Origin of the sequence: Mesorhizobium sp. ISC15, from assembly GCF_037162615.1 — a bacterium.
GTDB classification, from domain to species: Bacteria; Pseudomonadota; Alphaproteobacteria; order Rhizobiales; family Rhizobiaceae; genus Mesorhizobium; species Mesorhizobium mediterraneum.
Genome location: NZ_JAVSPX010000001.1, coordinates 2,471,884 through 2,496,618 on the forward strand (window position 1 = coordinate 2,471,884; position 24,735 = coordinate 2,496,618).

The 24,735-nt window shown below is 63.8% G+C and carries 20 protein-coding genes and 1 pseudogene; 6 read left to right on the forward strand and 15 right to left on the reverse strand.

Annotation, left to right across the window (positions count from 1 at the left end; all coding sequences use genetic code 11):
* Positions 1–44: 44 nt before the first annotated feature.
* Together RPG13_RS11940 and RPG13_RS11945 are read left to right on the forward strand one after the other, a co-directional pair.
* A complete protein-coding gene (locus RPG13_RS11940) occupies positions 45–629 on the forward strand; it encodes an amino acid synthesis family protein (RefSeq protein ID WP_337125076.1) in 585 nt (194 codons plus the stop codon).
* On the forward strand, positions 626–1,210 hold the full coding sequence (locus RPG13_RS11945; protein WP_337125077.1) for an amino acid synthesis family protein: 585 nt from the start codon (positions 626–628) through the stop codon (positions 1,208–1,210). The genes RPG13_RS11940 and RPG13_RS11945 overlap by 4 nt, the downstream gene beginning before the upstream one ends.
* A gap of 6 nt (positions 1,211–1,216) precedes the next feature.
* Here RPG13_RS11945 and RPG13_RS11950 read toward each other — a convergent pair whose 3' ends face one another.
* From RPG13_RS11950 to RPG13_RS11960, 3 genes are read right to left on the reverse strand one after another with little or no spacing between them, the layout of a single operon-like run.
* Positions 1,217–2,404 carry an amidohydrolase family protein gene (locus RPG13_RS11950; RefSeq protein WP_337127009.1) on the reverse strand — a complete coding sequence of 396 codons (1,188 nt, stop codon included), beginning with the start codon at positions 2,402–2,404 and terminating at the stop codon, positions 1,217–1,219.
* Between the two features lie 41 nt (positions 2,405–2,445).
* Positions 2,446–2,997, reverse strand: coding sequence for a MarR family winged helix-turn-helix transcriptional regulator (locus RPG13_RS11955; protein ID WP_126103476.1), 552 nt, complete (start codon positions 2,995–2,997; stop codon positions 2,446–2,448).
* Positions 2,998–3,045: 48 nt separating this feature from the next.
* The gene (locus RPG13_RS11960; RefSeq protein WP_095484006.1) at positions 3,046–3,690 is read right to left on the reverse strand and encodes a cysteine hydrolase family protein; all 645 of its coding nucleotides are present in this window, start codon (positions 3,688–3,690) and stop codon (positions 3,046–3,048) included.
* A gap of 233 nt (positions 3,691–3,923) precedes the next feature.
* Between RPG13_RS11960 and RPG13_RS11965 the strand changes: the two genes are divergently transcribed.
* Entirely contained in the window at positions 3,924–4,778 is an 855-nt protein-coding gene (locus tag RPG13_RS11965) for an NAD-dependent epimerase/dehydratase family protein (RefSeq protein WP_126103475.1), read from the forward strand.
* Positions 4,775–5,581 (forward strand): SDR family NAD(P)-dependent oxidoreductase, encoded by an 807-nt coding sequence (locus tag RPG13_RS11970; protein WP_126103474.1) that lies wholly within the window; start codon positions 4,775–4,777, stop codon positions 5,579–5,581. The genes RPG13_RS11965 and RPG13_RS11970 overlap by 4 nt, the downstream gene beginning before the upstream one ends.
* Here RPG13_RS11970 and RPG13_RS11975 read toward each other — a convergent pair.
* The 5 genes from RPG13_RS11975 to RPG13_RS11995 form a co-directional block, all read right to left on the reverse strand.
* On the reverse strand, positions 5,574–6,662 hold the full coding sequence (locus RPG13_RS11975; protein ID WP_337125078.1) for a Gfo/Idh/MocA family protein: 1,089 nt from the start codon (positions 6,660–6,662) through the stop codon (positions 5,574–5,576). The genes RPG13_RS11970 and RPG13_RS11975 overlap by 8 nt on opposite strands.
* 1 nt (position 6,663) lies before the next feature.
* Complete coding sequence (locus RPG13_RS11980; RefSeq protein ID WP_095483770.1) at positions 6,664–7,563, reverse strand: carbohydrate ABC transporter permease; 900 nt, start codon at positions 7,561–7,563, stop codon at positions 6,664–6,666.
* Positions 7,563–8,492 (reverse strand): carbohydrate ABC transporter permease, encoded by a 930-nt coding sequence (locus RPG13_RS11985; protein WP_095483771.1) that lies wholly within the window; start codon positions 8,490–8,492, stop codon positions 7,563–7,565. The genes RPG13_RS11980 and RPG13_RS11985 overlap by 1 nt, the downstream gene beginning before the upstream one ends.
* The gene (locus RPG13_RS11990) at positions 8,489–9,427 is read right to left on the reverse strand and encodes a sugar phosphate isomerase/epimerase family protein (protein WP_337125079.1); all 939 of its coding nucleotides are present in this window, start codon (positions 9,425–9,427) and stop codon (positions 8,489–8,491) included. The genes RPG13_RS11985 and RPG13_RS11990 overlap by 4 nt, the downstream gene beginning before the upstream one ends.
* Positions 9,428–9,524: 97 nt before the next feature.
* Positions 9,525–10,871 carry an ABC transporter substrate-binding protein gene (locus RPG13_RS11995; RefSeq protein ID WP_337125080.1) on the reverse strand — a complete coding sequence of 449 codons (1,347 nt, stop codon included), beginning with the start codon at positions 10,869–10,871 and terminating at the stop codon, positions 9,525–9,527.
* Between the two features lie 503 nt (positions 10,872–11,374).
* Between RPG13_RS11995 and RPG13_RS12000 the strand changes: the two genes are divergently transcribed.
* Both RPG13_RS12000 and RPG13_RS12005 read left to right on the forward strand, forming a co-directional pair.
* Complete coding sequence (locus RPG13_RS12000; RefSeq protein WP_337125081.1) at positions 11,375–12,394, forward strand: isopenicillin N synthase family dioxygenase; 1,020 nt, start codon at positions 11,375–11,377, stop codon at positions 12,392–12,394.
* Between the two features lie 360 nt (positions 12,395–12,754).
* Positions 12,755–13,390 (forward strand): LysE/ArgO family amino acid transporter, encoded by a 636-nt coding sequence (locus RPG13_RS12005; protein WP_337125082.1) that lies wholly within the window; start codon positions 12,755–12,757, stop codon positions 13,388–13,390.
* A 117-nt stretch (positions 13,391–13,507) separates the two neighbouring features.
* Here RPG13_RS12005 and RPG13_RS12010 read toward each other — a convergent pair whose 3' ends face one another.
* From RPG13_RS12010 to RPG13_RS12040, 7 genes and pseudogenes are all read right to left on the reverse strand, one after another.
* Positions 13,508–16,744, reverse strand: coding sequence for a hypothetical protein (locus RPG13_RS12010; protein ID WP_337125083.1), 3,237 nt, complete (start codon positions 16,742–16,744; stop codon positions 13,508–13,510).
* A 147-nt stretch (positions 16,745–16,891) separates the two neighbouring features.
* Positions 16,892–20,122 (reverse strand): hypothetical protein, encoded by a 3,231-nt coding sequence (locus RPG13_RS12015; RefSeq protein WP_337125084.1) that lies wholly within the window; start codon positions 20,120–20,122, stop codon positions 16,892–16,894.
* 170 nt (positions 20,123–20,292) lie between these two features.
* Positions 20,293–21,006: a phosphoadenylyl-sulfate reductase gene (locus tag RPG13_RS12020; protein WP_337125085.1), complete on the reverse strand. Its 714-nt coding sequence runs from the start codon at positions 21,004–21,006 to the stop codon at positions 20,293–20,295.
* Between the two features lie 45 nt (positions 21,007–21,051).
* Positions 21,052–21,408, reverse strand: a complete 357-nt coding sequence (locus RPG13_RS12025) for a di-heme oxidoredictase family protein (RefSeq protein ID WP_337127010.1) — start codon at positions 21,406–21,408, stop codon at positions 21,052–21,054.
* A 179-nt stretch (positions 21,409–21,587) separates the two neighbouring features.
* Positions 21,588–22,475: pseudogene (locus RPG13_RS12030) on the reverse strand (YeiH family protein); the annotation flags it as partial.
* Positions 22,472–22,942: a di-heme oxidoredictase family protein gene (locus RPG13_RS12035; RefSeq protein WP_337125086.1), complete on the reverse strand. Its 471-nt coding sequence runs from the start codon at positions 22,940–22,942 to the stop codon at positions 22,472–22,474. The gene RPG13_RS12035 and the pseudogene RPG13_RS12030, both read right to left, overlap by 4 nt.
* A gap of 5 nt (positions 22,943–22,947) precedes the next feature.
* Positions 22,948–24,630: a hypothetical protein gene (locus tag RPG13_RS12040; protein ID WP_337125087.1), complete on the reverse strand. Its 1,683-nt coding sequence runs from the start codon at positions 24,628–24,630 to the stop codon at positions 22,948–22,950.
* Positions 24,631–24,735 lie beyond the last annotated feature (105 nt).

Below are 24,735 nucleotides of genomic sequence, written 5' to 3' on the forward strand. Positions count from 1 at the left end.
GTACTCTAATGAGTTTGTGCGAACGCGAGATGAGGGAGCGGACAATGCCGGCTGTGGTGGTCAGGAAATTTCTGGTTCAGGTCGAGGAGATATTCCACGAGGGCGGCCCACCTGCGGCACGTCCGCCCAAACGCGGCGCGATCGTCGCCGTCATCGCCAACCCCTTTGCCGGGCGCTATGTCCAGGAAATCACCGGCTTCATGGACGATCTGAAGCCGCTCGGCCTCGATATGGCGCGACGTCTGATCGATGCCATCGGCGAGGGCGTCTCGGCGATCGAAGGCTATGGCAAGGGCGCCATCGTCGGTGCTGCCGGCGAGCTCGAACACGGCGCGCTCTGGCACAATCCAGGCGGTTACGCGATGCGCGAGCTACTCGGAAACGCTAGGGCAATCGTGCCTTCGACCAAGAAGGTCGGCGGCCCCGGAACGCGGATCGACACTCCGATCACGCACATAAACGCTTCTTACGTGCGCAGTCATTTCGACGCGATCGAGGTCGGCGTCACTGACGCGCCGCGCGCAGACGAGATGGCGGTCATCCTGGCGATGACGACAGGCGCGCGCGTTCACGCGCGGGTGGGCGGCCTTGCCGCCGCGGATATCAAAGGCGAGGACGGATTGAGATGAGCGTAGAAATCCGCCGGATCATCACCATCGTCGAGGAAACCCTGATCGAGGGCGGCCGTCCCGTCGATCCGCCGACCCGCCGCGCGGCGGCCATTGCCGTGATCCGCAACCCGTACGCAGGCACTTACGTCGAAGACCTGTCAGCGTTGAGCGACATTGGTGAGGAATTGGGCAACATTTTGCCGAAGCGCGCGGTCGCAGCACTTGGCTTTCCCGGCAATAAAGTCGAAAGCTTCGGCAAGGCAGCCGCCGTCGGCGCCGACGGCGAACTCGAGCACGCCGCCGCCATCCTTCACCCCAAGCTCGGCGCCCCGTTCCGCGATGTGCTTGGCAAGGGTGCGGCGCTCATTCCCTCGTCGAAGAAGCGTGGCGGCCTCGGCGTGCCGCTGGACATCCCGCTCGGCCACAAGGACGCGGCGCGGGTGCGTAGCCATTTCGACGGCATGGAGGTTCGCGTTCCCGACGCGCCGCGTGCCGACGAGATCGTCGTCGCCATCGCAGTGACCGATTCCGGCAGGCCGCACCCGCGCGTCGGCGGGCTGACCAAGGACAAGATCGTCGGCAAGGACGGTGTCAGCTAAACGTCGCTATCCCTGAATAACTTCAGGCACCCGCATTGCCGGCGGGGTGTTGCGGCTTCGACGGGTCTGTACCACGCCGTCGATGACGACCATTCCGATTCCCGGAAGGTTGCCCTGCGCCACGCTGTCGAGCAGCCCGTCTCCGGCGCCGCCGATCGCCTGGTCCATGAAGATCAGGTCGGCGGCGCGGCCGACTTCGATCATGCCGCGATCATGCAGCTTGCGTACGCGCGCCGTGTTGCCGCTGGCAAAGCAGAATGCCACTTCCGGCGCGATGCCGCCCAGCGAGGCCAGCATGGTCAGCGTCCGCAGTATGCCGAGCGGCTGCACGCCGGACCCGGCCGGGCTGTCGGTGCCGACGATGATGCGGGAAAGTTCGCCGCGCTGCCTGGCGAGGTCGAGCACGAACAGTCCGGTGCGCAGATTGCCGTTGTGGACGATTTCGAGCGCCCGCGAGCCCTTCTCGCAGATCTGCCGGATTTCCGCTTCGGGCAGTGCCGTCGGGCCGCCATTGACATGGGCGACAATGTCGGCGTCGACCTCCAGCACGACATCCGCGCCGATGCGGCCGGAGCCGGGCAGCGACGGCCCGCCTGTATGGGTCATTGAGGTCATGCCGTATTCGCGCGCCCAGGCGATCATCTGCCGTCCGGTCGGCCCGTCCTTGACGCCGCCTAGGCCAACTTCTCCGACAAGCGTGACGCCGGCTTCGGCAAGATAGCGGAAATCCTCTTCGGTCAGGCCGGGTTCCAGGATCGGCGCGCCGGCCAGTATCTTCATGCCGCTCGGGCGGAAGTTGGAGAAGGTCCGTTGCGCCGCGATTGCCAGCGCCTTCAATCCGACCAGATCGCGCGGACGACCCGGCGTGTGGACCTCTCCCGCCGAGACGATGGTGGTGACCCCGCCATGCACGGTCGAATCCATCCAGCCGATCTGGTTCTGCCGCGGCGTCCAGTCGCCGGCTACCGGATGGACGTGATTGTCGATCAGCCCCGGCGCGACCGCACAGCCCATTGCATCGATCACGGTGCCGGCGGCACTGGTATCAAGCGCGCCGGCTTTGCCGATGGCGGTGATCTTGCCGTCGACCGCGACGATCGTGTCGGCGTCGAGGATCGGTTGGGCGAGATCGCCGGAAAGCATCAGGCCGATGTTGCGCACGACAAGCGTGTTGGGTTTCGGGTCGGGCGACATCGGCACCTCGTCTGTTATTTCCATGAATTTTGGGACGCGAGTTATTTCCCGCTATCGCCATTCGATGGATCGTCGTCATTGATGCGGTTGAGCAGGCGAAGCAGCGTCGCCTGTTCCGCGGGCGAAAGCGGCGACAGAAATCGCCGCCCGACTTCGACGCTGCGTTCGAGCCGGTCGAGCGTGTATTTGGTTCCCTTGTCGGTCAGCGCGATCATCGACAGGCGCTGGTCGGTATCGGAAGCGCTGCGGGTGATCAGCCCGTTCTTGAGAAGTTTGCGAACGACGATGCTGATGGTCGACGGATCCATCGCGGTCAGCCGTCCCAGATGGTTCTGCGAGACCTCGCCTTGCTTGAGAATGGTGGCGAGGGCGGCGAATTGCGTTGGCGAAAGATCTTCGCCGGCCATGACCTGTTGGAAGCGCAGCGTCGCGCGCTGATGTGCCCGGCGGATCACGTGCGCCGGATGGCGGTCCAGTTCGTAGCCGGTCTTGGCGTATCGCTGCAGCACCTGTTCGCGGCTCAGCGGCTTGGCACTGTCGCCCGGCCCTTTGGGTGCCGCACTTTCGGGTTGCGATTCGATATCAGTCGTCACGCCGGGCTCCTCTTGCCGCTGTCTCGGATGCCGCAGGCTCGAAAAAGCTCAAGCCGCGACTTCAGCCGGTTGAAGCGACGTTCCGTCGCGAAGGGCCGCGACGACGCTTGCCGAATCGCTGACCACGCCGAAATGCGTCGCTATGTCGTAGAGCGAGCTTTCCTGCTCGCGTGGTCCCGTCGCCGCGCAGCAATCGCTTGGCACTACCACTTCATAACCCTGAAAAAAGGCGTCATGGACGGTCGAGCGCACGCAGATATTTGTGACCACGCCGAAGATGACCAGTTGATCGACCTGCATGTCTTTGAGCGTCAGGTCGAGGTCGGTTTGAAAAAACGCCGAGTAGCGCCGCTTTATCAGATGGATTTCATCGTCGCGGGCGCCAAGGTCCTCGATGATCTCCGGTCCCCAGCTACCCTCGAGACAATGCGGCGTGCGCTTCACCCATTCGCGCTCGCGGCGCATGCCGGCCCTATGGGTGTCGTGCACCCAGATAACCGGCACACCGTCGGCGCGCGCCGCTTCGATGATGGCCAATTGCGGCGCAACCAGCGTCTCATATCCCGGCAGCACCATCGCCCCGCCGGGCTTGCAAAATTCATTGACCATGTCGATGACGATAACCGCCGCGCGTTGCGGATCGAGGCGCATCGCGTCATCGTGCCGATGTGAGGAAAAACTGTCCACGGGCATGGCGAGCTCCTTTGGTCGATCGTTGATGCTCATACAAAAAACCGTCGCGGATGCCAAGTCAATCCCGTTCGGAGCAAAGCCTTGTCGCCTGGTGTGCGCGGGACGCGCCGGCAAAGGTCCGCGCCGTTCTCCGATGCGGAATGGCATTGACAAGGTTCGGCAATCGGGTGTTCGATTTGTATGACCATCAATGATATTCAATTGGCTGAATTCGCGGCGTCGAGGGCTGAGACATGAAGACGATCGTCACCGGATCCAGCGGTCTGCTTGGCCGCCATGTCGCCGCGGCGCTGGTCGCGGCCGGTCATGATGTGATGGGCATTGATGCCGCCGCCCCGGGTGACGTGGCATGGCGGCATGCAACCGCGGATCTGACGGATCTTGGCTCGACGCTGCAGCTGGTGCGCGATTGCGACGCTGTGGTTCATGTCGCGGCCATTCCGCGCCCGACCGGGCGGGCCGGCGGCGAAGTGTTCAAGACCAATGTAGCGACCGCCTACAATGTCGTCGAGGCGGCGGCCATGGCTGGCGCCGCGCGCTTCGTCTATGCCTCGTCCTTCAGCGTTTTCGGCTATCCGTTTTTCGAGAAGACGGTGCGCCCGCCCTATCTGCCGGTCGATATGAACCACCCAGTCGGCGCGCAGGATCCGTACGGCCTGTCGAAATGGCTCGGTGAGGAAATCGTCGCCGCGGCGGTGCGCCGCGGCGCGTTCTCTGCTGTCAGCATTCGTATGCCATGGATCCAGACCCCGGCCAGCTTTTTCGCGGGCGTCGGCCCGCGCCGCGCCACTGCCGACAGCGCCCGTGACCTGTGGGCCTATCTCGATGCGCGCGACGCGGGGCAGGGCTTCCTGCAGGCGTTGGAATGGAAAGGCGACGGCCATCTCCGCGTCCTGCTCAGCGCCGCCGACACGTTCATGGAAGAGGAAACCGAGCCGCTCGTGCGCCGTGTCTACCCGGATGTCCCGCTGTCGCGGCCGATCGCCGGCCATGGTGCCGTGCTCGACACAGTCCATGCGCGCGAAACCATCAGCTTTGAGCCGAGCCATTCGTGGCGCTCTTACCCGAAGCCGGAGCTTAGAAAATGAAGCGATTCGACGAAAGATGCGTCCTTGTCACCGGTGGCGCCGGCGCGATCGGCAGTGCGGCAGTCCGGCGCTTCCTCGAAGAAGGCGCACGCGTCGCCATTGTCGACCGCAACGGCGCGGCGGCGCAGACACTGGCCCAATCCCTTGGTGAGCACGCAATCGCCATCGAAACCGACGTCACCGATCAGGCAGACGTGCAGCGCGCCGTTGCAACGACCGTCGAGACCTTCGGCGGGCTCGATGCCGTGTTCAACAATGCCGGCATTTCCGGCGTCGTCGCTCCGGTTCACGAACTGCCTGTCGAGGACTGGGACACCATCATCCGCATCAATCTGCGTGGCATGTTCCTCGTCTTGCAGGCCTCGCTTCGGGCGATGATCGCGGCCGGCAATGGCGGCTCGATCGTCAATATGGGCTCGTCCATGGCCGGCTGGGATGTGCTCGCCGGCGGCGCCGGCTATGTCGCCTCCAAGCATGGTGTGGTCGGGTTGACGCGGGTCGCAGCACTCGATGCCGCGCCCTACGGCATACGCGTCAACGCCATCTGCCCCGGCGTGATCGAGACGACGCTCGGCGTGCCTGCGAGCGGCGACGGCGATTTCAAGAGCAGCGTGCAGCATTTCGCCGACCGCATCCCGCTGCGCCGCATCGGCCAGCCGGACGATGTCGCGGCCGCCGTGGCGTTCCTCGCCTCCGACGAGGCCAGGCACGTCACCGGCGCGGATTGGCTGATCGACGGCGGCCAGACCTTGCAGAGCTGGGCCAACGCGCCGGCCGGCGGCGTGTTTCCGAAATTCAGATAAGGGGCCTCGTCTCAAGCCGCTTTGGCGGCATTGCCTGGATGATCTGGACGGCGAGATCAAGGTCGGCGAGACCGCCCGAAAGCGGCGTGCGCGGTTTTGCGCCGGCCAGGATGCAATCGGCGAAATGCAGCCATTCGCGACGGAATGCGGTGTCGGGGATGCCCGGCAGCACGCGTTCGGATGCAGTCTCGCCGGCCGCTTCGCGCACCCGCACGATGGCCGAGGCATTGCGGAAATAGGGGTTCTGGAAATCGATCCGCACTTCCGCGTGCTCGCCATGCACGTGGATCCATTCGTCCCACCACTCATATTGGGCGAGCGCCACGTCAAGGAGGCAGGGGACGCCGTCATAGTCGAGCACCGCGAGAAGCTGGTTCGGGCCGGTCTGTCGCGCATGAACGACGCCGCTTGGGGCGCCGAAAGCGCCGCGCATGACGGCGAGATCGTGGCTGCCCAGGCTCAGCAACAGGTGATAGAGATCGCGATAGCCGGCATGGTCTGGGCCGAGTGCTGCCTCGATCCGCTTTGCAACGGCATTGCGTCCGGCCGCGAGCAGATCGGCCGATACGTCGGCGATGCGGGTCTGCGTATAGAGCTTGCCGTAGCGATCGAAGCGACCGGCGAAATCATGGACATGAATGGATTTCGGCCTGCCGATCGCGGCAATGCGCTCGAGGCCGATCTCATATCCCGGATCATAGAATTTCATGTAGCCGACAAGCGCGACGAGGCCGCTCCGTTCGGCCTGCTCGACCAGCGGACGCGCCTCCTGCGGTGTAAAGGCAAGCGGCTTCTCGACGATCAGATGCTTGCCGGCGCGGATGGCGTCAGCGACCATCCCGCCATGATCGTAGGTGCAGATCACCACGGCGTCGATATTTGGATCGGCAAGCAGCGCGCGATGGTCGCTATACCGTGCCGCGACGCTGTAATGCTCCCCGATTTTGTCGACAGTGCCGGGTGAGATGTCGCAGAGCGCGGCGATCCGAAACGCCGGCAATTCCTGGAGATAGGGCAAGTGCATCAGCTGGGCGATCTCGCCGCAACCGATAACGCCGACGCCGATAACGCGATCCTGCATGTCAACCCTTGACGGCGCCGGCCGTCAGGCCGGCGATGAACTGCCGTTGCATGGCGATGAAAACGATGATCACCGGCAGTGTCGTGATCGTCAACGCGGCGAAATACAGCGTCCAGAGCGAGTCGTATTGCTGGAAGAAGCTGACGAGCCCGAGCGGAATGGTCTGTACGGACGGGTCGCGCAGGAGCAGGAAGGCGAGGAAGAAATCGTTCCAGATCTCGATGAAGCCGAAGATCAGGATCAGCGCCACGCCCGGCCGGATCAGCGGCAGCATGATGTGGATCAGGATCGCCAGCCGGCTTGCGCCATCGACGCGCGCGGCGTCCTCCAGGTCGGCGGGCAGCGTGACGAAGAAGCTGCGCAGGATGAAGACCGAAAGCGGCAGCGAGGTCGCCGCGTAGACGAAGGCGATGCCGAGCCGGTTGTTGATCAGGCCGAGATCGCGCGCCACCATGAACAGCGGAATGGCCATGACCTGCGGCGGCACCAGCATGGCTGCCACCGCCACCGCGAGCACAAGGCCGCGCCCGGGAAAACGAAGGCGCGCGACCGCGTAGGCGCACGGCGTTGCCACGGCCACCAGGATGATCAATGCCGAACCGGTGACGAAGACGCTGCTGACGATGCGCGATCCCATGCCGGCGATCCGCCAGGCATCGACATAGTTCTGGAACACAAGGCTCGAGGGCGGCCCCCAGATGTTGCTCAGCATTTCCTGCTTGGTCTTGAGCGAGCCGAACAGCACCCAAAGCAGCGGATAGAGCGTCTCCAGCAGCACTAGGACGAGCGCGGCATAGATGCCGGCAAGTTCGAGAATGCCGCGCGCGCCGAGGCGATGAACGCTGAAGCGATGGGCGGCGCTGCCATCCCGGGAAAGCGGAGGGTTGGCTGCGGCGCTCATCAGACCTCAAGCCTTTGCCGCCGCATCAGGGCGAGCAGCGCGACACTGGCCAGTCCGACGATCAGAAAAAGTACGTAGCCGATGGCCGCTGCATAGCTCATCGCGCCGTCCTGGAAGGCCTTGCTCATCATGTAGGTGAGCACGACTTCGGTGGCGTGGTTCGGCCCACCCTTGGTCAGGACATAGACGATGTCGAAGTTGCGCACAAAGGCGCCGGACAGGCCGAGAATGGTGTTGATGAAGACGATCGGCATCATCATCGGCAGGGTGATATGCCAGAAGCGCTGGACCGGTCCGGCACCGTCCATCGTCGCCGATTCATAGAGTTCCGCCGGGATCGTCTGCAGCCCAGCGAGATAGATCACGGCGTGGAAGCCCAGCCATTTCCAGACGTCGACGACGATGATCGAATAGAGTGCGATATCGGCGTCACCAAGCCATGATCGTTTCAGCCCACCGAGGCCGAACAGATCGAGCGCGCCATTGAGCAGCCCGAAGACCGGATTGTAGATCCAGGACCAGAGCAGTCCGACGGCGACGAAGGACATGGTCACCGGGATGAAGGCGGCGGCGCGAAAGAAGGTGCGGCCGACGAGCGCCCGGTTGAGAAGCAGCGCCAGCCCGAGACCCAGCACGTTTTTCAAGACGACAACGGCAAGGACGAAGATCAAATTGTTGCGCAGCGCGGCGAGGAAGATGCGATCATGTGCGAGGCGCTGATAATTGGAGAAGCCCGCCCAGCTTGGGTCGGAAAACCCATCCCAATTGTGCAGGCTGAGCCAGAAACCGTTGACGAACGGCCAGAGGTAGAACAGACAAAAAAGGATCGCGGCCGGCAGGATCATGACGAAGGCGACCGCGCCGTCGCCTGAAACGAAGCGTCCGAAACGACTCGCGGAAGGAGCCGCCCCCTGCGGTCGCGTGCTCATGCGGCCTTCGCAGTTTTCGGCATCAGCACCAGCCCGAGCGTGTCGCTGATATAGGCGATGCTCTCCAGCGTGCTCTGCTCGGCCGTCTTCTTCGATGCGTCCAATTCTATGATGGCGAGGCCGTCATAATTTGCGTCGATCAGGACGTCGACGATGCCGGCAAGATCGACGACACCCGCGCCAAGCTCGCAAAAGGCGCCGTATCGGTCGTAGCCTTTCAGCGCAGGATCGACCCTGGTGTCCTTGAAATGCATGTAACGCACGGCCGAGATGTAGGTTCTGACCGCATCGACCGGATCGGAATTTGTATGGGCAAGATGCGCTGGATCGATACACAGGCCGGCAAAGTCCATGTCCAGCTCATCCATCATCCGGTCGAGTTGGTCGCGGCGCTCGATGAAGGTGTCGAGATGCGGATGGTAGACCGTCTCGATGCCGAGATCCTTGGTCCGTCTGCCGATATCTTCGAGCGCACGGCAAAAGGCGCGGTAGTCGTCGGCGGTGTGAGGCCCCGCAATGGCTTCCGACGGGCCGCCGCCCAGAACCAGCACCGGTGAGCCGAAGCCCTTCAGCATCCTGGTCAGCGCGACAAGCACATCGCGCTCATAAGGCCAGGCGACAGGGTTGGTGAAGATCGCATTCACGTAGAAGGAGGAGAGCTTGATGCCATACTCGCTCTGGCCTTCCGACAGCAGCGCGTAGCGCCTCAGGATGTCGGTATCGGTCGTCACCCCCATCGGCGCCTGGTTGCCGAGCTGCATGTATTTGCGGGCGTACTGGTCCGATAGGCTGGTGAAGGCGAGGATTTCAAACCAGCCGAAACCCTGATCGGCCAGGAATTTCATGGCAGGCCTGAGCGGAAGTCCTGTGAGGTCCCAGCTGTTCAGATGATAACCGATCGAGAAGCGCTGCCGCACGGCGCGATTTGTCGTCATGTCCCTGTCTCCGATGAGCGAGGCAGCCCGAGACGGGCGGCCCCTGTTTCGTACCTGGCGCTTCAGGTCAGCTGAGCGCGGGTTCGCTTATGCGAGCTCACTTGGGCGGCCAGTTGCCCTGCGCCTTGAGGTCGTCGAAGGTGGACTGGACGGAAGCCGCCGCCTCCTCGGGCGTCGTCGTGCCGCCGACGATGCCGGCGATCGCCGAGGCGGTGGCTGTCGCGATTTCCGACGGCCAGATCCAGTCGAGGAACTTGATGGTGCTCGGGAACGCTTCCTTGCGCAGTTCGACCGCATAGGCGTCGTCGACCTGCGGCACGCCCTTGATCGAGGCTGCGATCGGCTGCTCCGGCGCAAGGTAGAGCGTCGCAACCTCGGGCTGGGTCAGATATTCGATGAACTTGATCGCCGCATCGAGCTTCTCGGGTGGGATCGACGAGGCCACGCAGATCCCGTTGTCGGCGCCGCCGCCATGGCCTGGCGCGCCCGGCGTTCCGTCCATTTTCGGAAAGGCAAAGACGCCCCATTTGAAGTCCTTGACGCTCGACTGGAGCGACGGGATTTCCCAGGTGCCGCCATAGTACATGGCGCTCTTGCCGGCGGCGAAAGCTGCGCGCATGCCGTCCTGGTCGACGGAAAGCGAGTCCTTGGAAAGGATGCCGTCGTCGACCCACTGCTTGATCAGCTTGAAGCCTTCGACGTCAGGCGCATCGGTGAATTTCGCCGTGCCCTCGAGATTCTTCTGCGTCTTTCCGACCGGGTCGCCTGAGGCCTGCGAAAAAGTTTCGAAGAACCACATCGGCCACATCACGGTGTTGGAGCCCTGATGCAGGAGAGGGACGACGCCTGCGTCCTTGAACTTCGGCACGGCCGCCTTCAGGTCGCCATAGGTCGACGGAACGGGGATGGCGAGCTTCTGAAAGAGGTCGACATTGTAGAAGATCGTCGATGTCGACAGCGTCGAGATCGGGACACCATAGACCTGGCCGCTGACCGTGAAGGCGCCAAGCGCGGCGGCGTCGATCCTGTCTTGGAACGGCTTGATCTTGTCGGTGATCGGCATGACCAGCTTGCGCCTGACATAGGCGCCATTGGTGTAGAAGGCCGGGCAGGCGATCAGGTCCATTTCCTGGCTCGCCAGCTTGGCGGTCATCAGGCGCTGGATGGAATCGGTCTGCGGCCCCTGGGCATCCCACTCGACCGCCGAGACATCGGGGTTGGCCTTGAGGAAGCCGTCAATGACCTGCTGCTGGATCTTCCTCTGCTCGTCCGGCGCCTGACGCGGAGCGAGCTGGTCGAGGGCCGAACCGCCGAAGACCTTGAGCGTGATCCCCTCGGCATGGCCGATGCCGGGCGTCGTGATCAGGCTCAGGCTGAGCAGTGCGGTAGCAAGGATGGCGGGATGTTGTTTCGAACGATGGGTCACTCTCTGCTGAATGGGCATCTGGCTCTCCTTTACGCCAATGCCGAGGGGCAACCTCGGGACCAAAGATCGTTGATGGTCATATGATCTTGGTCGCCTGTTGCAAATTTTGTCAATCGGTAGGCATGCCTATTATTTCACCAATTTCATGGGCCCAGAGAGTTGGCGGGCGAGCGCGGCGTCGTCTGATGCGCCGCGCTTCCCCCGTTCCCGCACCTCCGCTCGGCGCCAACAAGACGATAACGGCGCCGGTCAGGTTCGGCGCACGGTGAACGTGCTCTCGCAGGAGGCGAATACGGGAAGCGTGTTTGAGCGTTTGGCGGCATCGGCCGGAAGCACCGCGGCTCCAGGGTTCCGTCGCGCCCTGGAGCATCCTTTCGGACGTTATTTGCCTGCCGGCCGCCAAACGCAGCGCTGACTTTCTTCCATTGGCGTCGAGATTGGATCGAGCATTGCTTTGATCGCAACGACCTGCGTGTCACCGTAGAGGCCTGATCCAAGCCTGAGGCAGAAGGAGGTTGACCATGGCCAGGATTGTACCCGTGCTCGATCTCAGCCGTCTCGGACAGGGCGCGTCGGAGCGTCGGACCTTTCTGTTCGACCTGCGCACGGCCGCCCGTGACGTCGGCTTCTTCTATCTCAGCGGCCACGGGATTTCGGCTGCGGAGATTGACGAGGTGCTCGACGCCTCGCGTCGGTTCTTTGCCTTGCCCGAAGCCGACAAGCTGGCCATCGAAATGGTCAAGTCACCGCAATTCCGCGGCTATACGCGCACCGGTGGCGAACTGACCAAGGGCAAGGCCGACTGGCGTGAACAGCTCGACATCGGCGTCGAGCGCCGACCCGTGCCACAGGGACCGGGCATTCCTGCCTGGACGCGGCTGCAAGGGCCGAACCAATGGCCTTCGGCCCTGCCGGAACTCGAGCCGGCGCTGCTGGCATGGCAGACCAGGGCGACGGCGGTGGCGATCCGCCTGCTGAAGGCTTTCGCGCTGTCGCTCGACCAGGCCGAGGATGCTTTCGATCCGATCTATAGCGGTGAGCCCAACCATCGCATGAAGATCGTGCGCTATCCCGGACGCGACGCAACCGGCGGCGACCAGGGCGTCGGCGCGCACAAGGACGGCGGCTTCCTGACGCTCCTGCTTCAGGACGAAAATAAGGGGCTGCAGGTCGAATATGACGAAAGCTGGGTGAATGTGGATCCAATCCCCGGAACGCTGGTGGTCAACATCGGCGAGCTCCTCGAACTGGCGTCGAACGGCTATCTCAGGGCGACGGTGCACCGTGTCGTCACGCCACCGGCCGGTGTCGAGCGGATTTCCGTTCCTTTCTTCTTCAGCGCCCGGCTCGATGCGACGATCCCGTTGCTCACTCTGCCTGAAGAACTGGCTGCCGAAGCGCGCGGACCCGCGAGCGACCCGGACAATCCGCTGTTTCGCGATGTCGGGACCAATGTGCTGAAAAGTCGCCTGCGCTCGCATCCTGACGTGGCGCGCCGGCACTATGCCGATCTTCTCGAAACGAGGGCGTCACCTGTCTGAAGGCGTCGGAGCAAATAGAACAGGAATTTTCGTCATCCCCGGCGGCTTTGGAATTTTATTCGTCGCCAACGCGCCCAAACAAGCTCAAACAGGTAAGACCGTTCGACGGTTTCCTCCCATTCCGCTGAACGGTGTTCCCCTCTGAAGGTTGTAACCTTCTTTTGGCCGGGCCGCATTCGAGCCCGGCCATTTTTTCGTGCGATTTCGGCAAATCAGCTGTGATCCCCGAACCGTGAATCTGGGAACGGGACTGCCGGCTTTGCCGTAAGCGATCCATATGCGCCTGCCTTCCACACTGCGTCGCGTAGGAGGCCGCAGATGCACAAAAACGCGCGATCGAAAAAAACCGGGTGACGTCGCATGACGGCCGACGCCCTGTTGTCGCCGGCAATGCTATCCGGCTTCGTGTTCGGCCTCGGGCTGATCTTTTCCCTCGGGCCCCAGAACCTAATGCTTATCCAGGCAGGATTGACGCGCAGCCATCCTTTCGCGGTCGCTTCCACAGGCTACGTCTCGGAGATCGCCCTGGTGACCATGGGAATCGGCGGATTTGGAACGCTGCTGACCCACAATCCTGCGATCTCCGGCATGCTGCAGGCCGCATGCGCCGGATTTCTCGCCTGGTTGGGCGCGCGCACCTTGCTCGCGGTCAACGGGACATCCCGCATGGAGACTGTTGCGTCAGGCCGCAAATCCCGATCCCGGGCGATCGGTTCGATGCTTGCCGTCACCTGGCTCAATCCTCTGGTCTGGCTCGAGGCGATGTTTCTCGTCGGCGTTCTCTCGTTCGGCTACGGCAGCGAGGAACAGGCGGGGTTCGCAGCCGGGTTCCTCACGGCTTCCGCGATCAAGTTCTATGGCTGGAGTCTGGCCGGGGTGAGCCTGTCGCACCGTTTCGACCATCCGATCTACCGCAAGCGGATGGACGCGATCGCAGGTCTCGTTCTGATCCTGGCAGCACTTCTCTTGGCTGCAAACATCCTGAGCGGAGCTTGAGTGATGGCCCCCAGACCGACGACAGCCTAAAGCAATTCCAGGAAAAGTGCGTAGCGGTTTTCCGTCCGGAATTGCGTAAAAACAAATACGTTCGCGAGACGGCACAACACATCGTCTTCAGCGCGTGAGCCGCGCGAGATAGGGTTCGACCAAAGCGCGTATTTCCACAGCGGGCGCCGCTTCGCCGGCAGCACGCAGCGCCCGTTCGTAGCGCGCATAGTCGTCGACTGCGGCTTCGAAATCACGGCGCGCCAGCCGCTCCTTGATCAGCGCCTTGCAGACAGGTCCGGCATCGGGATAAAGCTCCAACGTCCTCAGATAAATCGAGCGCGCTTCATGGGCGTTGCCGGTCGCCTCAAGCCGCTGGCCGACCCGCAATCCGAGATCGATCAGATCGCGACGCACTTTTTCAGCGGCAGCGAGCGACCAGAAGCTGGCGCGCTCGTGCAGAAACAGCGGACCTGGAAATGCGAGGAAGAGCGCTTCCGCTTCTGCGCGCAGCGCCTCGCCATTGGTTGTCATGACGGCCTTGAGCCGTGCATCCCAGTCGGCGAGGTCGACCCAGACCTTGTCCGATGCGAGGCGAAGCTTGCCTTCGCGCTGGACGATGAGATCGGTCCGCCCGAGCAGCTTGCGCAGCCGATGCAGCGCCTGCTCGCAGGCCGCCCGCGCCTGGTCCCCGTCGAGGTCGGGCCACAGCCAGTCCTGAAGGGTCTCCAGCGAGCAGGTGTTGTCTTTCGAGATCGCCAGCACCCGCAGGATGTCGAGGGCCTTCGTCGGCGGCTTGGCGCCGAGAGGAAGAGGGTTTCCGTCGAGTTCGAGCCGGAAGCCTCCGAGAACGTGGACCTTGAGCGGCCACGGCCAGGCCGCGGGTCGCCGCTGCGGCGCGTCGAGCCGGCGTTCCCCGATCAGCGACCGGCAAAGCTTGGGCTCGATGCCGCGCTCAAGCGCATCGCCGAGCAGTTCGGCGAGCAAGTCCGGAACGTTGAGGAGCACCATTGGCCAGCTGATGTCGCGGAGCGCCTCCAGGAAGATCTTCAGCCGATCGCCATAGTGCGAATCCCCGTCCCACAAGCTCTCCAGGGCGCCGGCCGCCAGGATGCATATCTCGCTCCGTCTGTGGGCGCCGCCGTCCAGCCGCGGCAGCAGGTCGCTGAGCAGCGCGGCGGCTTCACGAGGCTTCCTGTCGGCCAGCAGCACCTGGAACTTCGTGATGTAATGTGCCCAGCGCTCGACCATCGGCTCGTTGGCGGCCTCGCTCGCCGCCATGAAGCGCTCGCAATCCTGGTAGGCGGCCGCGAAATCGCCTTGCCTGGCATGAAGCGTGGCGTGGCAATTGGCGACGATGGCGACCTGCGTGCTGAAACGGCTGTCGGCGATCTCGGCCAGGCGCTCGACCACCTGGTGGAGTTCCGCAAAATCGTTGCGGAACTTCATCTGCATCTGAAGATGATAGAGGCCACCGAACTCCACGCCCTTGAGCGACTCGCGCTCGCCGATCGCGATCGCCTCCCGCAACGCCGCTTCGGCCGAAGGATAGGGAAAACCCCGTCTCTTGTAGGGAAAATACCGGCCGCTCTTGGCGCCAAACTCGACCAGCCACATGCCGAGGACCCAAGGCAACACCTCCTTGTCGCTCAAATCCTCGACAACGCTGTCGACGGCCTTCGTGAACAGATCGGCCCGCATGGTCGATACCGAATGCTCGATCAGCGTTTCGCTGGCAAGCAACCGCAATCCGCTCGGATCGTGCTCCGGATTCCGGGTCAACCGCTCCAGGAGTTCGGTTTCCAGCGCTTGTCCGGCCGGGCTGTTGCCATAATAGTCGTCGCCGAAGTTCAGCGCCCGCACCATGCCGATGCGCACCAGCATCGCTTCCTCTGAAGGCAGTTCCGGAAGGCCGCGCCCGATCAGCTCGAATGCCCGGCGGGTCCAGGTCGAAAGACCCTCGTAGGTGCGCCAGCTGTCGGTCTTGACCAGCACCGCGCGCGACACAGTGAGACACAGGCCGCGCTGATCGTCCGCCTCGCCAAAGGCATGCCACGCCTTCGATAGCCAGTGCTCCGTGGCGACGTCGTCCGGCATGTGAGCCACGCCCAGCCAATAGAAATGCCAGCCGTTCATGAATGCTTCCGGCAACCGGCCGACCCATTCGATGAAGGTTGTCCGATGTCCCTGCGCCAGCACGGCCTCCGCGCGGCTCAGCATGAGCTCGCTCGCCCGGTCCCAGTCTTCGGCCTGCAAGGCGAGGTGTATGGCTTCGTCATAACGATCGGCGTCCGCAAGGACCTTCGCCGCCCTTCGTTTGAGTGACTGCTGCTCTTCAATCGGCACACGCTGCGCGAAGTGTCGGTCGAGGAAGTCCCGCAAGAGGTCGTGCAGGTGGAAGATATCGCGGCTGTTTTCCGTTCGCGTGACCAGCAATTGGCGCTTGTAGAGCCTGTCGAGCAGCTTTCCCGCTTCGCCAGATCCTATCATCTCGTCGGCCAGTTCGGCGCTGATTTCGGGCAGCAGATTGAGCTTCAGCAGCATGTCCTGATCGGTGGCAGGAAGGGAAAGGAAGAAATGACGGCCGAGAACGTCCGACAGCGCGTTCTGCCCGCCGGGTGCTGTCCCGTTGGTGTCATCCGGTCCGACCGTCGAGCCGTGATCTGCGAGGAGAACCAGCCCGATTGCCCAGCCGCGCGCGGCTTCGACATCGACTGAAACGTTCTTCGAACGCAGCTTGATGAGATCACGTGCTTCCGATGTCGAGAATTCGAGCGCCCATCGGTCGATAACGGCCATTTGGCCCTTGAGAACGAGGTCGCCCAGCTCCTCCTGGGGCAGCGTGCGCGAGACGCAGATGCAACGCACCGTGTCAGGAAGCTCACGGAACATCACCGAAAGCACCGCCCGGAACTCGGGCGTGTCGGCGTCCTGCAAATCGTCGAGGACCAGAATGGTCCCGGGCTTCAATCGCGCGAAATAGGCTCTGAAGAAGCGCCTCGCGAACTCGTTCGGCTGCTCGGCATATTCGACGCCGAACACCGGCATGTCGCCAACCGCAGGTGAGGCGAGTGACTGCGCCAGATATTGAAAGAAGCGCGCAATATCCTGGTCGCCCTCGTCAATGCGGAACCACACATGCGGCGCCTCGACGCTTTCGAGATAGTCGATGACCGCCGTCGTCTTGCCGTAGCCGGCCGGCGCCGCCACCCAGCATATGGTTGATCGCGACTTCCGATCGATCGCTGCGAAAACGCGGTTCCGCCTCAATATCCTGGCGCTGCGCGGCGCCGCCAGCTTGGCGATCCGGCCTGTGCCCGAGAGCGGGCGCCTCGCATCGGCTTCGATGGCGTCTAGAGGGGTCATGGGGGCTCGCGCTCGACCAATCATCGAGCGCCGGTCGTGCCGCCGTGACCGTCCCGTCGCCCGCATCTTTCCCTAGCGTAACGCAATCATGCGACAATTCTAGTGGCTGGAGTTTAGCCGGATTGAGCCTTTCACGCCGCTTCGTCTTCAGCGCGTGAGCCGCACGAGATAGGGTTCGACCAAAGCGCGTATTTCCACAGCGGGCGCCGCTTCGCCGGCAGCACGCAGCGCCCGTTCGTAGCGCGCATAGTCATCGACCGCGGTTTCGAAATCACGGCGCGACAGCCGCTCCTTGATCAGCGCCTTGCAGACGGGCCCGGCGTCGGGATAGTGGTCCAACGTCCTCAGATAAATCGAGCGCGCTTCGTGAGCGTTGCCGGTCGTCTCGAGCCGCTGGCCGATCCGCAATCCGAGATCGATCAGATCGCGACGCACTTTTTCAGCGGCAGCGAGCGACCAGAAGCTGGCGCGCTCGTGCAGAAACAGCGGACCTGGAAATGCGAGGAAGAGCGCTTCCGCTTCCGGGCGCAGTCCGGCCGTCTCGCCATTGGTTGTCGTGAGGGATTTGAGCCGTGCATCGCAGTCGGCGAGGTCGACCCAGACCTTGTCCGACGCGAGGCGAAGCTTGCCTTCGCGCTGGACGATGAGATCGGTCCGCCCGAGCAGCTTGCGCAGCCGATGCAGCGCTTGCTCGCAGGCCGCCCGCGCCTGGTCGCCATCGAGGTCCGGCCACAGCCAGTCCTGAAGGGTCTCCAGCGAGCAGGTGTTGTCTTTCGAGATCGCCAGCACCCGCAGGATGTCGAGGGCCTTCGTCGGTGGCTTGGCGCCGAGAGGAAGAGGGTTTCCATCGAGTTCGAGCCGAAAGCCTCCGAGAACGTGGACCTTGAGCGGCCACGGCCAGGCCGCGGGCCGCCGCTGCGGCGCGTCCAACCGGCGTTCCCCAATCAGCGACCGGCAAAGCTTGGGCTCGATGCCGCGCTCAAGCGCATCGCCGAGCAGTTCGGCGAGCAAGTCCGGAACGTTGAGGAGCACCATTGGCCAGCTGATGTCGCGGAGCGCCTCCAGGAAGATCTTCAGCCGGTCGCCATAGTGCGAATCTCCGCCCCACAGGGTCTCCAGCGCCTCCGCCGCCAGAATGCATATCTCGGTTCGCTTGCGGGCGCCGCCGTCCAGCCGCGGCAGCAGGTCGCTGAGCAGCGCGGCGGCTTCGCGAGGCTTCCTGTCGGCCAGCAGCACCTGGAACTTCGTGATGTAGTGCGGCCAGCGCTCAACCATCGGCTCGTTGGCGGCCTCGATGGCCTCCATGAAGCGCTCGCAATCCCGGTAGGCGGCCGCGAAATCGCCTTGCCTGGCATGCAGCGCGGCGTGGCAGTCAGCGACGACGGCCACTTGCGTGGTGAAGCGGCTGTCGGCGATCTCGGCCAGGCGCTCGACCACCTGGTGGAACTCCGCAAAATCGTTGCGGACCTTCATCTGCATCTGGAGATGGTAAAGCCCGCCGAACTCCACGCTCTTGAGCGACTCGCGCTCGCCAATGGCGATCGCCTCCCGCAACGCCGCTTCGGACGAAGGATAGGGAAAATTTCTTCTTTTGTAGGGGAAGTAACGACCACTCTCCGCACCGAAGGCGACCAGCCACATGCCAAGGATCCAGGGCAGCACGTCCTTCTCGCCTAAATCGTCGATAACGCTGTCGACGGCCTTCGCGAACAGATCGGCCCGCATGGTCGACGCCGAAAGATCGATCAGCGTTTCGCTCGCAAGCAACCGAAATCCGCTCGGATCCTGGCCGGAGTTCTTGGTCAGTCGCTCCAGCAGTTCGGCTTCCAGCGCTTGTCCGGCCGGACTGCCGCGGTAGTAGTCGTCGCCGAAGTTTAGCGCCCGCATCATGCCAATGCGCACCAGCATCGCTTCCTCGCGAGGCAGTTCCGGAAGGCCGCGCTCGATCAGCTCGAATGCCCGGCGGGTCCACATGGAAAGGCCTTCGTAGGTGCGCCAGCTGGCGGTCTTGACCAAGACGGCGCGCGACACGGTGAGACACAGGCCGCGCTGATCGTCCGCCTCGCCAAAAGCCTGCCATGCCTTGGCCAGCCAGCGCTCCGCGGCGACGTCGTCCGGCACGTGGGCAACGCCCAGCCAATAAAAATGCCAGGCGCTCATCAGCGCTTCCGGCAATCGGCCGCACCAGTCGATGAAAGTCGCCCGGCCGCCTTGCGCCAGCACATCCTCCGCGCGGCTCAGTATGAGTTTGCTGGCAACCCCCCAGTCCTCCGCCTGCAAGGCAAGCGGGATGGCTTCATCTAGACGGCCTGCCTCGACGAGGATCGTCGCCGCTTTTCGTTTCAGCAATCTCTGCTCTTCTCGTGGCACGCGCTCAGCGAAACTTCGGTCGAGGAAATCCCGCAACAGATCATGCAGGTGGAAGATATCGCGGCTGTTTTCCGTACGCGTAACCAGCAATTGCCGCTTGTAGAGCCTGTCGAGCAGTTTTCCCGCCTCGCCAGATCCTATCATCTCGTCGGCCAGCTCGGCGCTGATTTCAGGCAGCAGATTGAGCTTCAGCAGCATATCCTGGTCGGTGGCGGGGAGGGAAAGGAAGAAATGACGGCCAAGAACATCCAACAGCGCGTTCTGCCCGCCGCTCGTGTCATCAGGTCCGACCGTCGAGCCGTGGTCCGCGAGCAGAACCAGTCCGATCGCCCAGCCGCGCGCGGCTTCGACATCGACTGAGGCGTTCTTCGAACGCAGTTGGACGAGATCGCGCGCTTCCGCGGTCGAGAATTCGAGCGCCGACCTGTCGACGACGGCCATCTGGCCTCTGAGGACTAGGTCGCTAAGTTCTTCCCGTGGCAGCGTTCGCGAGGCGCAAATGCACCGAACCGTGTCCGGAAGCTCACGGAACATCACCGAAAGCACGCCACGAAACTCTGGCGTGTCGGCATCGTGCAGATCGTCGAGAACCAGAATGGTGTCGGGTTTCAGCCGCGCGAAATAGGCCCTGAAGAAGCGCCTGGCGAACTCGTTCGGCTGCTCGGCATATTCGACGCCGAACACCGGCATGTCGCCAACCGCAGGTGGGGCGAGTGACTGCGTCAGATACTGAAAAAAGCGCGCAATGTCCTGATCGCCCTCGTCGACGCGGAACCACACATGCGGCGCCTCGACGCTTTCGAGATAGTCGATGACCGCGGTCGTCTTGCCGTAGCCGGCCGGCGCCGCCACCCAGCATACGCTCGATCGCGACTTCCGATCGATCGCTTCGAGAACGCGGTTCCGCCGCAATATCCTGGCGCTGCGCGGCGCCGCCAGCTTGGCGATCCGGCCTGTGCCCGAGAGCGGGCGCCTCGCATCGGCTTCGATGGCGTCTAGAGGGGTCATGGGGGCTCGCGCTCGACCAATCATCGAGCGTCGGTCGTGCCGCCGTGACCGTCCCGTCGCCCAGATTGACCCTAGGGTAGCGCAATCATGCAACAATTCGTAGTGGCTTCGCAGATGAAGCGGGAATGGCTGATTCTAGCCGTCGGCTGGATGCCTGCGCGATCGCGAAATCAGGACGCGGATGAGACCGAATTGTGTGAGGCAGCGCCGGCGGGTGACCGATGGATCCCGCACTCCATCTTCGACAGGCCGCTCCAGCGGCCCGCGCGCGGATTGTCCGCGCTGCCGCACTTGACCGTGCAGGGCGCGCAGCCGATCGAGAGGTAGCCCTTTTCGAGGAGCGGATGCTGGGGAAGATGATAACGGTCGAGATAGTCCTCAATCTGCTGGCGGGTGAAGCGGGCAAGCGGATCGATCTTCAGGCGTCCGTCAGTTTCCTCCAGTGTCGAAACATCCGCGCGAAGCCCGCCATGATATCGCTTGCGACCGGAAATCCAGGCTTTGAAACCGGTCAGCGCATCTTCGAGCGGCAGAACCTTGCGGATGTGGCAGCACCGGTCCGGATCGCGGCGGTGCAGCGCTCCAGCGCCGTCGAGCACGCGCAAGACGTCGGTCTGAGGCTTGACGACGCGCAGATCGGTGAGACCGAGCAGAGCCGTCAGCTGCGCGCGATAGGCGATCGTCTCCGCGAACAGCTTTCCGGTGTCGAGCGTGATGATGGGGAGCGAACGGTCGATCGAGGCTGCCATATGCAGCAGCACTGCGGATTCCGCGCCGAACGAGGACACGAGCGCTATGTTTCCACAAAACAGATCGGTGACGAGCGGCGCCAGCAGGTCGGGTCCGTCGAGATGGTTCAGCTCAGCGACGACAGCTTCATACATCGCGCTTCGGTCGGTCAAAGACGGTGGTGGCGTGACAAGGCCGCATCATAGCTTCGCCACGAAATCGAGGATCGCCTGGCGGTCGGTCTCGTCCAGGTCGAAGAAACGGTCGCGCACGATCTGCGCCGTGCCGCCATGGGCGAAGACGGTATCGCGCAGCGTGGTCGCGCGGCCGTCGTGCAGGTAGCGTTGGCGCAGGCGGATGCCGACGAGCGGCGTGGTCCGCCATTCGGCGCCGATGGCATCGCCCTGGACGATCTTGTCGTCGAGTGCCGGCCCCATGTCGTGCAGCAAAAGGTCGGAATAAAGCCGGACTTCGCCGTTGACACCTTCCAGCGCCGGCACATGGCATTTGGCGCAACCGACCGAGGCGAAAAGCCGTCCGCCATGGCTGCCGAGCATCGCGCTGTGGCTCGATGAAGGCGATGCGGTCCGGAAGGTCGCCGAGAATGGGAGCAATGCGCCATAGGCCAGCGCCGCCGACAGTACCAACCCGACGAGGCCCACGCCGACCAGGCGCCGCCGGCCTCTCCGAGCCGGCTGACCCGGGTGGTGATGCCGAGCGCGATCATCACCATGAGGAACAGGAACTGGTCGACATCGAGGATGACGCGGCGCAGTTGCGGATTGAGGGTGATCTCCGAATTGAGCATCACCACGCCGATGAACGCGACGATGAACCACGGGAACGGGATCGGCGCCGCCTCTTGCGCCTTGTTGCGGCTGCGAAAGACCAGGCTGGCGGCCAGCAGAAGCGGGACGAGCATCAGCACCTTGCTGAGCTTGACCAGCGTGGCGGTGTTCAGCGCGCCATCGGAAATGGCGAAGGAGGCGCCGTAGACCTGCGCCAGCTCGAAAATGCTCGCCCCGACGAACACGCCATAGAGGCGGTCGTCGAGATGCGGCAGCCATCCGCTCAGGAACATGACCGGATAGGCGAGCAACGCCACGGTGCCGCTCAGCGTGATCAGGGCGATGGCGATGCCGGCACTCTGGTTGCGCGCACGCACGAGCGCGGCCATGGAGAGGATCGCCGCGGCGCCGCAGACGGCGCTGCCGACCGCGACAAGCAGCGCGATCTCGGCGTCGAGCCTGAACAGCTTGCGCGCGATAGCGTAGAGCAGCGTCAGCACGAGGATCAGCTCGATGGCCGCCACCGCGAGCGGCATGAACCCCAGATCCAGGAACAGCCGCGTCGTGATACGGAAGCCGACCAGCACCACGGCGAGCCGCAGCAAATAGCGCTTGGTGAAGTCGAGCCCCGGCCGCAAGGCATCTGGACAGGCGAAGCTGCTGCCGATCATGAGCCCGAAGAGCATGGCGACGAGGACCGGGTTGCGCGACAGCGGCTCGCCCAGTCTGCCGACGATCCAGCCGGCCGCAAGGGCAAGTGCCGCAGCAACGATGACGCCAGGCAAGACCGGGCGCATTTTTTCGGGCGCATGGGAGAGCGTCAGGGCGAGGCTCATGGCTTTGCCCCGTCGGGCAGGCGGAGCGTTCGCAGATAGAAGGCGACCGCCTCGATCTGTGCGGAATCGTCTTCGATCGGCTGCGAGCCCGCCTGGCGGCTGACAGTCGCGCTGGTGATGCCGAGTTCGTTTGCGAAAGCGTTCGCCACCATGTCTTCGAGGGTGGCGATGTCAGCCTTCCAGCCGTATCGGCCGACCCGCGATGCGCCCTGACCATCGACGACATGATGCGCGCGGCCTTTGATGCCGTCGCCCTTGCTGACCGCCTGCGCTTCGATGACCCTGTCGGGTATCTCGTCGATCCCAGCGATACCGTAGAGTGCGAGCGGCATGCGCAGCGAGATCACATTGGCCTGGCTTGGCATCGCCGCCGACACGATCCTCATGCCATCGCGCAACGCATGGCGTCTGGAGACCGGGCTGTTGGGATGATCGATCGGAACCGTGCGCCCAGAGCCCGGATCCATATGGGCTATTCTGCGCGCAAAGTGGCTTTCATCGACGCTCGCACCGCCAGGGCCGGGATGGCAGGCCACGCAGGAGGTTGCGTTGAACAATGGGCCGAGCCCATGCGCGGCGTGAAATCGGTCTGGAACGACTTTTTTCCGCGCGCAGCAAGATTGGCGTCGGCGGCAGCGCTCTGCGTCCCCTGCGTCGCTGCCGCCGCGCCGTGCTCGTCGAAGGCCCCAACCTCGACGAGCGCCCCTTCGTGGCCCGGAAATCCCGGAACCTCGCCGCCAATCGTTATCCAGATATGCTGAGCGTCCGCCGAGGTCGCGATCGCGCGAAGGCGATCGGGGCCGAGGGGCCCGAGCCCTGGAATCTCGATCGTCGCCCGGGCGAGAAGCCGGCCGTCCTGGCTCAAGCGCAGCAGCGAGCCGTCGCCGCGATTGGCGACGAACAGATCAGAACCGCCAGCCAGCGTCGTGTGGCTCGAGAGCTGCGGATTGGCGATTTCGGGGATGGCGGCGGCGACGTCGACCGGACGGTCGAATTCCGGCAGCGAGATCGTGCGGCTCCTGGCCACCGTGAAATGCCGCCGGTCGTCTTTCAGTTCAAGCAGCACCAGCCGGTCACGGCCCGGATCGGCGATATAGAGAGTGCGGTCCGGGTTCCACTTGAAGGTGACGCCGATGACGCCGGGATCGTCGCCGATGCCGTGGCCGGTGCTTACCGTGCCCAGGCCGGTGCTTACCGTGCCGGGGCCGGCCAAGCCGTCGACGCCATCCTGGACGTGGATCTGAACCACGCTTCCATCCGCGGTGACGGCGGCGAACACGGCAAAGCCGCTGCCGTCCGGCGATGGACCGAGAAACGCCGTTCCGAGCGCGCCCGTCTGCATTCCGCCTGATGTTAGCTGGCCGCTTGCCTGATAATTCATGAGCTTGCCAAGCCAGCCGCTGGGCTGCGCTTTCGGCGTATTCTCGCGATCGGTATGCCGGCCGGCGAACACGCCGCCGGCCTCGCGGCTTGGCGCGTTGGCGAGTGGCGCACCGTCGGGGTCGACGACCGTGACGCTGCCCTCGCCATTGATCCCGCCAGGCGCGTTTGCGATCCAGGGCCTTCCGAACGCGTTGTTGATGGAAATGTATCGCGGTCCGGACGCAGCTGCGTGGCGCGCGGTTCGAGCCCCGGCATTGTACCGCCGGTTGAGAAACCGTTCGCTCTGCGCCGTGTAGAGCTGAACCCTCGCATCCGCGTCTTTGCCGGTGAGATCTTGCGGAACGATGATGGTGCCAGCAGACTTGCCCGCGCGCGGATCGATGGACAGGATCGTCCCGACCTCAAATACTGGATCGCCCGGCGGCGCGCCGAAATTGCTGCCTACGGCGACGAGAACCCTGAGCGGATCGAGCACCCGCCCTTCGCGCGTCGCCATGAGGAATTCCGGATTTCCTGGAATCGGCCCGCCGACATGAAAGCGGCCCACCTCGCGCACGCCGGCCACGTCGGGCAGCCCGACCGCGACAACACGCGCGTTCAGGCGCCAGTTGGGGGTCCGATCTCCCGCGAACGCCCAGGTCGGTAGCAGGCCGACAACTATCGCCGCCGTCGCCATGTTCCAGCGAGCAGAAAACCCCGACAGCGCGGACCATCGCCGAGTCTGATCAGTCCCGGCGAAATCCGTGGGGGCCACTGCACTGCCTGTTCGCATCGCGAGGTCTCCGGCGGTCGCAAGCGCTTGGTGACGCCTGCCACTCACGGTGCAACGTTTCGACCACGCGCGCTTACGGATCGCTTACGGCATTCGGCGTAACTG

Coding starts and splice junctions, on each gene's coding strand:
- RPG13_RS11940 (WP_337125076.1), top strand. CDS start 45: ATGCCGGCTGTGGTGGTCAGGAAATTTCTGGTTCAGGTCGAGGAGATA.
- RPG13_RS11945 (WP_337125077.1), top strand. CDS start 626: ATGAGCGTAGAAATCCGCCGGATCATCACCATCGTCGAGGAAACCCTG.
- RPG13_RS11950 (WP_337127009.1), bottom strand. CDS start 2,404: ATGTCGCCCGACCCGAAACCCAACACGCTTGTCGTGCGCAACATCGGC.
- RPG13_RS11960 (WP_095484006.1), bottom strand. CDS start 3,690: ATGCCCGTGGACAGTTTTTCCTCACATCGGCACGATGACGCGATGCGC.
- RPG13_RS11965 (WP_126103475.1), top strand. CDS start 3,924: ATGAAGACGATCGTCACCGGATCCAGCGGTCTGCTTGGCCGCCATGTC.
- RPG13_RS11970 (WP_126103474.1), top strand. CDS start 4,775: ATGAAGCGATTCGACGAAAGATGCGTCCTTGTCACCGGTGGCGCCGGC.
- RPG13_RS11975 (WP_337125078.1), bottom strand. CDS start 6,662: ATGCAGGATCGCGTTATCGGCGTCGGCGTTATCGGTTGCGGCGAGATC.
- RPG13_RS11980 (WP_095483770.1), bottom strand. CDS start 7,563: ATGAGCGCCGCAGCCAACCCTCCGCTTTCCCGGGATGGCAGCGCCGCC.
- RPG13_RS11985 (WP_095483771.1), bottom strand. CDS start 8,492: ATGAGCACGCGACCGCAGGGGGCGGCTCCTTCCGCGAGTCGTTTCGGA.
- RPG13_RS11990 (WP_337125079.1), bottom strand. CDS start 9,427: ATGACGACAAATCGCGCCGTGCGGCAGCGCTTCTCGATCGGTTATCAT.
- RPG13_RS11995 (WP_337125080.1), bottom strand. CDS start 10,871: ATGCCCATTCAGCAGAGAGTGACCCATCGTTCGAAACAACATCCCGCC.
- RPG13_RS12000 (WP_337125081.1), top strand. CDS start 11,375: ATGGCCAGGATTGTACCCGTGCTCGATCTCAGCCGTCTCGGACAGGGC.
- RPG13_RS12005 (WP_337125082.1), top strand. CDS start 12,755: ATGACGGCCGACGCCCTGTTGTCGCCGGCAATGCTATCCGGCTTCGTG.
- RPG13_RS12010 (WP_337125083.1), bottom strand. CDS start 16,744: ATGACCCCTCTAGACGCCATCGAAGCCGATGCGAGGCGCCCGCTCTCG.
- RPG13_RS12015 (WP_337125084.1), bottom strand. CDS start 20,122: ATGACCCCTCTAGACGCCATCGAAGCCGATGCGAGGCGCCCGCTCTCG.
- RPG13_RS12020 (WP_337125085.1), bottom strand. CDS start 21,006: ATGTATGAAGCTGTCGTCGCTGAGCTGAACCATCTCGACGGACCCGAC.
- RPG13_RS12025 (WP_337127010.1), bottom strand. CDS start 21,408: ATGCTCGGCAGCCATGGCGGACGGCTTTTCGCCTCGGTCGGTTGCGCC.
- RPG13_RS12035 (WP_337125086.1), bottom strand. CDS start 22,942: ATGGATCCGGGCTCTGGGCGCACGGTTCCGATCGATCATCCCAACAGC.
- RPG13_RS12040 (WP_337125087.1), bottom strand. CDS start 24,630: ATGCGAACAGGCAGTGCAGTGGCCCCCACGGATTTCGCCGGGACTGAT.